Below are 8025 nucleotides of genomic sequence, written 5' to 3'. Positions count from 1 at the left end.
GCGGCCTCGGCTTCGACGAGCGCGACCTGTGGGTCACCGTGTACGAGACCGACGACGAGGCGGCGGCCCTCTGGCAGAAGATCGCCGGGCTCCCGGCCGAGCGCATCCAGCGCCTCGGCAAGGAGGAGATGTTCTGGATCACCCGGGTGCCGCGCACCATCGCGCTCGTGCTCTCGGGCTGCGCGATGGCCGTGAGCGGGCTCGTGATGCAGATGCTCACGCAGAACCGCTTCGTCGACGCCACCACCTCCGGCACCACCGAGTGGGCCGCGCTCGGCCTCCTCGTCACCCTCCTCGTCGTGCCGACCGCGCCGCTCCCCCTGCAGATGGTCGTCGCCTCGCTCGCCGCCTTCGCGGGCACCCTCGTCTTCCTCGCGGTGCTCCGGCGGATCGCCCTCCGCTCGACCCTCGTGGTGCCGCTCATCGGCATCATGCTCGGCGCCGTCGTGAGCGCCGTCACCACCTACCTCGCAGCGACGAACAACGCGCTGCAGCTCCTCGGCACCTGGTTCATGGGCAGCTTCACGAGCGTCGTCCGCGGCCGCTACGAGGTGCTCTGGGCGGTCGCGCTCGTCACGATCCTCGTCTTCGTCGTCGCCGACCGGCTCACGGTCGCCGGGCTCGGTCGCGACGTCGCGACCACCGTCGGGGTCCGCTACGAGGCGGTCGTGCTGCTCGGCACCTCCCTCGTCGCGATCGCCACGGGCGTGACCGTGGTCGTCGTCGGCTTCCTGCCGTTCCTCGGTCTCGTCGTGCCGAACATCGTGTCGATGATCCGCGGCGACGACCTGCGCTCGAACCTGCCGTGGGTGTGCGTGGGCGGCGTCGCCCTCGTGACCCTCTGCGACCTGGTCGGCCGCACGGTGCGGATGCCGTTCGAGGTGCCCGTCTCGATGGTGCTCGGCATCGTCGGCAGCGCGGTGTTCATCGCGCTGCTCCTGCGCCAGCGGGCGGTGCGCTCGTGAGCGCGGTCGAGGCATCCGCCCGGGGCGCGGCCGCCCGGGGCGCGGACGAGGCATCCGCCCGTCCGACCGCGGTCCGGCGCCCGCGCGAGCGCCGCGTCCCGCTCGCGGCGCTCATCGCGGGCGCCGCCGCCGTCGTCTTCGCCGTCGGCCTGCTCGCCTGGGGCAATCCCGTGCCCGTCGACCAGCCGGGCTTCTGGGTGATCGTGCAGAGCCGCTCCGTCGCGGTCGCGACCATCGCGCTCGTCGCCGCGGCCCAGGCGCTCGCGACCGTGCTCTTCCACACGGCGACCGGCAATCGCATCCTGACCCCGTCGATCCTGGGCTTCGACGCGCTCTACACGCTGCTGCAGACGGCGCTCGTCTTCGCGTTCGGGATGGCGGCGACGCAGGTCGAGGGCGTCGGCAAGATCGTCGCCCAGTGCGCGCTCATGGTGCTCTTCGCGACCCTGCTCTACGGCTGGTTGTTCTCCGGCAGGCGGGCGAACCTGCACGTGCTCCTCCTCGTCGGCGTCGTGCTCGGCGTCGGTTTCGGCTCGGTCTCGACGTTCCTGCAGCGGCTGCTCACGCCGAGCGAGTTCGACGTGCTCTCGGCCCGCCTCTACGGCAGCATCGGCCGCGGCAACCCGGAGGTGCTGCCCTGGGCGGCCCTCCTCGTCGCGGCGATGGCCGTGTGGGCGTGGCGGAGGCGGGCGGCGCTCGACGTCGTCGCGCTCGGCCGGGATGCCGCGACGAGCCTCGGCCTGCGCTACCGGCGCGAGATCGTGGTGCTCCTCGTCGTCGTCGCGGTGCTCGTGTCGGTGTCGACGACGATGGTCGGGCCGATGACGTTCTTCGGCTTCCTCGTCGCGATCATGAGCTACCAGTTCGTCTCCTCCGACCGGCACGGCCACGTGCTGCCCGTCGCGGTGCTGCTCGGCCTCGCGACCCTGCTCGGCGCGTACTTCGTGATGCAGCACGTCTTCGCCGCGGCCGGGCTCGTGAGCATCGTCATCGAGTTCGTCGGCGGGCTCGCGTTCCTCATCGTCATCCTCAGGAAGGGGCTGCGTTGATCACCATCGAAGCGGTCGACAAGCACTACCGCGCGACCCGCGCGCTCGGGCCGGTCGACGTGGAGATCGCCGAGGGCGGGCTCACCGCGCTGGTCGGCCCGAACGGCGCCGGCAAGTCGACCCTGCTGACGATCGTCGGCCGACTGCTCGACCCCGACGCCGGGCGGGTGCGCGTCGGCGGCCTCGACGTCGTGTCGGCGAAGCCGCGCGAGCTCGCCAAGGTCGTGTCGATCCTGAAGCAGGAGAACCACTTCGTCGCCCGGCTCACCGTGCGCCAGCTCGTCTCCTTCGGCCGGTTCCCGCACTCGCAGGGCCGGCTGACCGCCGCCGACCGGGAAGCCGTCGACCGGGCGCTCGCCTTCCTCGACCTCGAGGGCTTCGAGGAGCGCTACCTCGACGAGCTGTCTGGCGGGCAGCGCCAGCGCGCCTTCGTCGCGATGGTGCTCGCCCAGGACACCGAGGTCGTGCTGCTCGACGAGCCCCTCGCGGCGCTCGACATGCGGCACGCCGCCGCCATGATGCAGCGGCTGCGCGACGCCGCCGACGAGCTCGGCAAGACGATCGTGCTCGTCGTGCACGACGTGAACTTCGCCTCCGCGTACGCCGACCGGATCATCGCCCTCGCCGAGGGACGCGTGGTCGCCTCGGGGACGCCGGAGGAGATCATGCGCCCCGAGGTGCTCTCCGCCGTGTTCGACACCCCCGTCGAGGTCGTGCAGCACGGCGGACACCGCCTCGCCGTCTACTACCGCCCCGCCCCCACGACTCAGGAACACGTGGCGGATCTGCCGGGCGAGGAGATCGGGATGCCCCGGAATCAGGCGCCCGCCGAGGCATCCGTTCCTGAGTTCTGAAACGCTGAACCGACCGGCCCACCGAAAGGACCCGCCATGCCCTTCACCCTCGACCGCGTTCCCCGCGAGCTCGTCTTCCGCCCCGTCACCCTCACCGCCCGCGAGCGGCTGGCCCCGCACTACCTGCGCATCAGGCTCGAGGGCGAGGCGCTGCGCGGCTTCGACTCGCTCGGCAGCGACGACCACATCCGCCTGTTCTTCCCGGGCGAGCGGCCGGCCGACGGCACCGAGGCGCCCGTGGGCGACGTCGAGGCGCTGCGCGCGGCCCCGAGCCGCGAGTACACGCCGCTCGCCTGGGACGGCGACGCCGGCGTGCTCGAGATCGAGTTCGTGGTGCACGGCGAGCACGGTATCGCCGGCCGCTGGGCCGACCGCGCGCCGATCGGCTCGGTCATCGGCGTCGGCGGCCCGCGCGGCTCGATGGTGATCACGGGCGAGCCCGACGGCTGGCTCCTCGCGGGCGACGAGACGGCGCTCCCCGCGATCCGCCGCTTCCTCGCCCGGCTCTCCCGCGCGGGCGACGCCACGGCGCGCGGCCTCGTGCTCGTCGAGGTGCCGGATGCCTCGCATCAGCCCGCCTTCGAGGCGCCCGCGGGCACCGAGCTGCGCTGGGTGCACCGCGACGGACGACCCGCGGGCGAGGCGCTCGCCGCTGCCCTCGATGCGCTCGGCGAGGCCGACCGGCCCGCCGGCGAGGTGTTCGCCTTCGTCGCGGCCGAGCACGCGATCGTGAAGCCCGGGCGCGCGCTGGTGCTGGAGCGCTGGGGGCTTTCGTCGGAGCAGGTCGTGGTGAAGGGGTACTGGCGCCGCGGCGAGGCGGAGTACCACGCGCCGCACTGAACCGCCTCGCACAACTCAGGAACGCTCCCGCACGATCCGCGTGATGCCGCGGCATCCCCGAATCCTCGGGGCGCATAACTGCCAGATGTTCCTGAGTTGTGTCAGGGCTCGCGGCGGCGGCGCGCGTAGGCGCGGGCCGAGCGGCTCGAGAGGGCGAGGAGCACGAGGATGTCGACCGCGAGCGTCAGCAGCGTCGTGCGGATCGTGATCTCGGCGTCGCCGCCGAAGTAGTCGATCGCGGAGACGAACGTGCTGAGGATCGCGACGACCATCACCGTGATGCGCGCCCAGTTGCTGCCGCGGAAGACGAGCCAGGCGAACACCAGCTCGGCGAGCAGCACGATCGCCCCGGCCACGAGGATCGCGCCGAGCACGAACCCGGAGACGTCCGCGTCCGAGACGCCGTCGGCCACGAGGTCGAGTTCGCGCGCGATCGTCGGCCACTGGATCGACAGCCCGATGAGCCAGATCACGCCGAGCAGCACCCGGACCACGATGAGCAGCGCACCGAGCGAGGTCGCCGCGGGGCGCCGCTGCACGCGCGCGAGCTCCGCGCGCTCCGCGTCGCGCTCGGCGAGGCGGGTCAGCGGCTCGAACGCGGTGCGCTTTCCGGTCTCGGCGTGCGCGGCGGGATCGGCGTGCGCGGCGGGATCGGCGTGCGCGGCGGGCTCGGCGGGCTCGGCGTGCACCGCCCGTGCCGTCTCGCCGCGGCCGGATGCCGCGATCGAACCCTCGGTCGCGTCGTGTTCGGCGGCCGAGCCGAGCGCGAGCACGGGCAGGTCGCCGTCGGTCGTGATCGTGTCGCCGCCGCCGTTCCGGGAGTGGTACCCGGTCGAGAAGTCGCGGATCACGTCGACCGCCGACGGCACGCCCGACTCGACCACCGTGCGCACGATGTGGTCCCGCTCGATGTCGGTGTCGGCGTCGATCTTGTGCGTGATCTGCAGGGTGAACAGGGAGAAGCCGACAGCGCGGTCGAACGTGCCCGCGGCGAGCCAGTCGACCCGGCGGCCGCCCGGGAGGAGCCATCCCGCGGGCGTGCGCCAGAACCGCACGTGGTGCCGCTTCGCCGGGTTGCCCTCGACCTCCTGCTGGTAGGCGAAGTCCTGCATCCGTCCGAACAGGAAGAGCGGGCTCACCGGCGCCTCGTCGTAGCTGCGCCGGGTGATGGTCGAGAGGACGATGCGCCAGCTCGAGGCGGCGTCGACGTCGTCGGCGCGGGTCCAGCCGGCTCGGCGCATCGCCTCGTGCACGGCCGACTCCTCGCCGAGCAGGGCGAGGTTCACGGGATCGCCGAGGAGGCCGTCGCTCGTGCGCGCGCGGCCGATGAAGTAGTCCGGGACGTAGATCGTCGTGAGGATCCGGTGGAAGCGGGGCAGCACGAGGTACGCGAGCAGCAGCCAGAACGCGAGGAAGAACAGGATGCCGAACCAGCCGAAGCCGAAGGACTCGCTGAGCACGAGCCACGCGAGCCAGATCGCGGCGACGCCCGCGTAGACGAAGACGGCGCCGTCGAGCAGCGCGTTGACCGAGAGCCGCCTGCCCCCGGTCGCCGTCGTCGCCCCCATGCGGTCATGCTAGCGATTCCCCGCCGGGCCAGGGGCTTCCGCCACCGTCCGCGGCTGGCGTCAGCAGCCCCGGCTACCCTCGCCTCATGACCTCCACGCCGCACGACCACGCCGCCCACCTCGCCGAGCTCACCGTCTCCCGCGCCGAGCGCCTGCGCGAGCTGCACGCGGCGCCCGAACTGCTGCAGGTGGTGAACGTCTGGGACGTGGTGAGCGCCAAGGTCGTCGAGGCGCTGCCCGGCACCACCGCGATCGCGACCGCGAGCCACTCGATCGCGGCGAGCTTCGGCTACCCCGACGGCGAGCGCATCCCGGTCGAGCTGATGCTCGACATGGCCGGCCGCATCGCCCGCGCCGTCGAGGTCCCGGTGAGCGCCGACCTCGAGGCGGGCTACGGCGCCCCGGGCGAGACGATCCGCCGGGCGATCGGCGAGGGCGTCGTGGGCGCGAACCTCGAAGACGAGCTGAAGCCGCTCGGCGACTCGGTCGCCGCCGTCCGCGCCGCGGTCGCCGCCGCCGAGGCCGAGGGCGTGCCGTTCGCGCTGAACGCCCGCACCGACGCCTGGCTCCGCGGGCACGAGCGCCCCCGTGAGGTGTGGCTGGCCGACGCGATCGAGCGCGGCCGAGCGTACCTCGACGAGGGCGCGACGTGCGTCTTCGTGCCGGGCGCGCTCGGCGAGGCGGAGATCGCCGAGCTCGTCGACGCCCTCGGCGAGCGCCGGCTGAGCGTGATCGGTCTGCCCGGCGTTCCCGCGCCCGCCCGCCTCGCGGAGCTCGGGGTCGCCCGCGTCTCCTACGGCCCGTACACGCAGCGGGTGGCGCTCGGCGCGCTCGAGGATGCCGCGGCCGGGCTCTACGCGGGCGGCGTGCTGCCGGCCGGCATCCGCCCGCTGAACTAGGCGCGCATCCCGCGCGGCTCATCGAATCAGCCATCTCCCCCGTGGGACGGATGCCTCGCCCGGCATCCGTCGCTAGGGTGAGGGCAGGCGGCAGCGCCCGCCACACGTGAGGAGAGCGCATGGCAGGCGGCATCCCCATCGAGGTCTCGGGACTCGGCAAGCGGTTCGGTCAGGTCGCCGCGGTCGACGACCTCAGCTTCACCGTCCGCCCGGGGGTCGTGACCGGCTTCCTCGGGCCGAACGGGGCGGGCAAGACGACGACGCTGCGGATGCTGCTCGGCCTCGTCCGCGCCGACTCCGGCACGGCGACCTTCGGCGGCACGCCGTACGCGAAGCTCGAGCGTCCGCTGGAGACCGTCGGCGCCGCGCTCGACGCGAGCTTCCACCCCGGCCGCAGCGGCCGCGACCACCTGCGCGTCTACGCGACGGCGGCGGGCCTGCCCCGGCAGCGGGTCGACGCGGTGCTCGAGCAGGTCGGCATGACCGAGTACGCGGCCCGCCGCGTCGGCGGCTACTCGCTCGGCATGCGGCAGCGGCTCTCCCTCGCCACGGCCCTGCTCGGCGACCCCTCGGTGCTCGTCCTCGACGAGCCGATCAACGGCCTCGACCCGGAGGGCATCCGCTGGATCCGCGGCTTCCTGCAGCGACTCGCGGCCGAGGGCCGCACGGTGCTGATCAGTTCGCACCTGCTGAGCGAGGTGCAGCAGTCGGTCGACGAGGTCGTCATCATCGCCCGCGGCAAGCTCATGCGCACCGGCACCCTCGCGAGCCTCGAGCTCGACCGGGCGCCGCGCACCGTCGTGGACTCCCCCGATCGTCCCGCGCTCGCGGCGGCGCTCGACGCGGCGGGCCTCGGCTATGCGGAGGGGCGGAACGGCTTCATCGTCGACGAACCGGAACCCGGTCGGGTGGGCCGCGCCGCCTTCGTGGGGGGCGTGGAGCTGTCGGAGCTGCACCGGATGAAGTCCGAGCTCGAGGACGCCTTCCTCGCGCTCGTCGGCGAGGGCGAGGGGTGAGCATCGTGCGCGTTCTGGCATCCGAGTTCCTGAAGGTGACGACCACCCGCATGTGGTGGCTGCTCGCCATCATCATGTTCGCCTACCTCGCGTTCACCGCCGGCGGCCTCGGCGCCCTGTTCGGCTTCACGATCGCGAACCCCGAGGCGGCCGCCGCGACCGGCACCGAGGCGCCCCCGATCGGCGGCGCGCAGCTCGCGCCGCTCGTCTACAGCTTCGCGACCTCGCTCGGCTACGTGTTCGCCGTGATCATCGGCGTGCTCGCGGTGACCGGCGAGTTCCGGCACCGCACCCTCACCGCGACGTTCCTCGCGACACCGCAGCGCACCTCGGTGCTCGCCGCGAAGCTCGTGGCGCAGCTGCCGATCGGCGCCGGCTTCGGCGTCATCGCGTTCCTCGGCACCGTGGGCGCGGGCGCCGCCATGCTCGCCGCGTTCGGCCTCGACCCGATGCTCGACCAGAGCGACACCTGGGCGATGGTGGGCCGGGGCATCCTCGCGATGGCGCTCTGGGCCGCGATCGGCGCCGCCCTCGGATCGGTGGTGCCGAACCAGGTCGCCGCGATCGTGATCGTGCTCGCGTTCACCCAGTTCGTCGAGCCGCTGCTGCGCCTCGCCGCCTCGTTCTCCGACGTGACCTCCTCGATCGGCAAGTTCCTGCCCGGGGCGGCGAGCGACGCGCTGGTGGGCGCCTCGTTCTACTCGCTCGCGACGCCCGGCGGGGCCGCGCAGTCGCTCGACTGGTGGCAGGGCGGGCTCGTGCTGTTCGGCATCGCCGTCGTGCTCGCCGCGATCGGCGCGGCGACGAGCTGGCGCCGCGACGTGTCCTGAACCG

Annotated in this window: 8 protein-coding genes; 7 read left to right on the top strand and 1 reads right to left on the bottom strand. The window is 73.2% G+C overall.

From position 1 onward, the window contains the following. The 4 genes from ROT00_RS15135 to ROT00_RS15120 form a co-directional block, all read left to right on the top strand. Window positions 1-965: ABC transporter permease (locus tag ROT00_RS15135; protein WP_404775859.1), on the top strand; the 965-nt coding region annotated here is incomplete at its 5' end. After that, window positions 962-2014, top strand: a complete 1053-nt coding sequence (locus ROT00_RS15130) for an iron chelate uptake ABC transporter family permease subunit (protein WP_404775858.1) — start codon at window positions 962-964, stop codon at window positions 2012-2014. The genes ROT00_RS15135 and ROT00_RS15130, both read left to right, overlap by 4 nt. Further along, window positions 2011-2868: an iron ABC transporter ATP-binding protein gene (locus ROT00_RS15125; RefSeq protein WP_404775857.1), complete on the top strand. Its 858-nt coding sequence runs from the start codon at window positions 2011-2013 to the stop codon at window positions 2866-2868. The genes ROT00_RS15130 and ROT00_RS15125 overlap by 4 nt, the downstream gene beginning before the upstream one ends. A 36-nt stretch (window positions 2869-2904) precedes the next feature. Next, on the top strand, window positions 2905-3708 hold the full coding sequence (locus ROT00_RS15120; RefSeq protein WP_404775856.1) for a siderophore-interacting protein: 804 nt from the start codon (window positions 2905-2907) through the stop codon (window positions 3706-3708). Window positions 3709-3809: 101 nt separating this feature from the next. Here ROT00_RS15120 and ROT00_RS15115 read toward each other — a convergent pair whose 3' ends face one another. Further along, entirely contained in the window at window positions 3810-5276 is a 1467-nt protein-coding gene (locus ROT00_RS15115; RefSeq protein ID WP_404775855.1) for an LssY C-terminal domain-containing protein, read from the bottom strand. A gap of 86 nt (window positions 5277-5362) precedes the next feature. Between ROT00_RS15115 and ROT00_RS15110 the strand changes: the two genes are divergently transcribed. The 3 genes from ROT00_RS15110 (at window position 5363) to ROT00_RS15100 (ending at window position 8021) form a co-directional block, all read left to right on the top strand. Then, on the top strand, window positions 5363-6175 hold the full coding sequence (locus ROT00_RS15110) for an isocitrate lyase/PEP mutase family protein (RefSeq protein WP_404775854.1): 813 nt from the start codon (window positions 5363-5365) through the stop codon (window positions 6173-6175). 119 nt (window positions 6176-6294) lie between these two features. After that, on the top strand, window positions 6295-7191 hold the full coding sequence (locus ROT00_RS15105) for an ABC transporter ATP-binding protein (protein ID WP_404775853.1): 897 nt from the start codon (window positions 6295-6297) through the stop codon (window positions 7189-7191). After that, the gene (locus tag ROT00_RS15100; RefSeq protein WP_404775852.1) at window positions 7188-8021 is read left to right on the top strand and encodes an ABC transporter permease; all 834 of its coding nucleotides are present in this window, start codon (window positions 7188-7190) and stop codon (window positions 8019-8021) included. The genes ROT00_RS15105 and ROT00_RS15100 overlap by 4 nt, the downstream gene beginning before the upstream one ends. The last annotated feature ends 4 nt before the right edge of the window (window positions 8022-8025 follow it).

This window comes from Agromyces mediolanus (assembly GCF_044917495.1).
Taxonomy (GTDB): domain Bacteria; phylum Actinomycetota; class Actinomycetes; order Actinomycetales; family Microbacteriaceae; genus Agromyces; species Agromyces mediolanus_B.
This window is presented reverse-complemented; position numbering and strand designations above follow the sequence as displayed.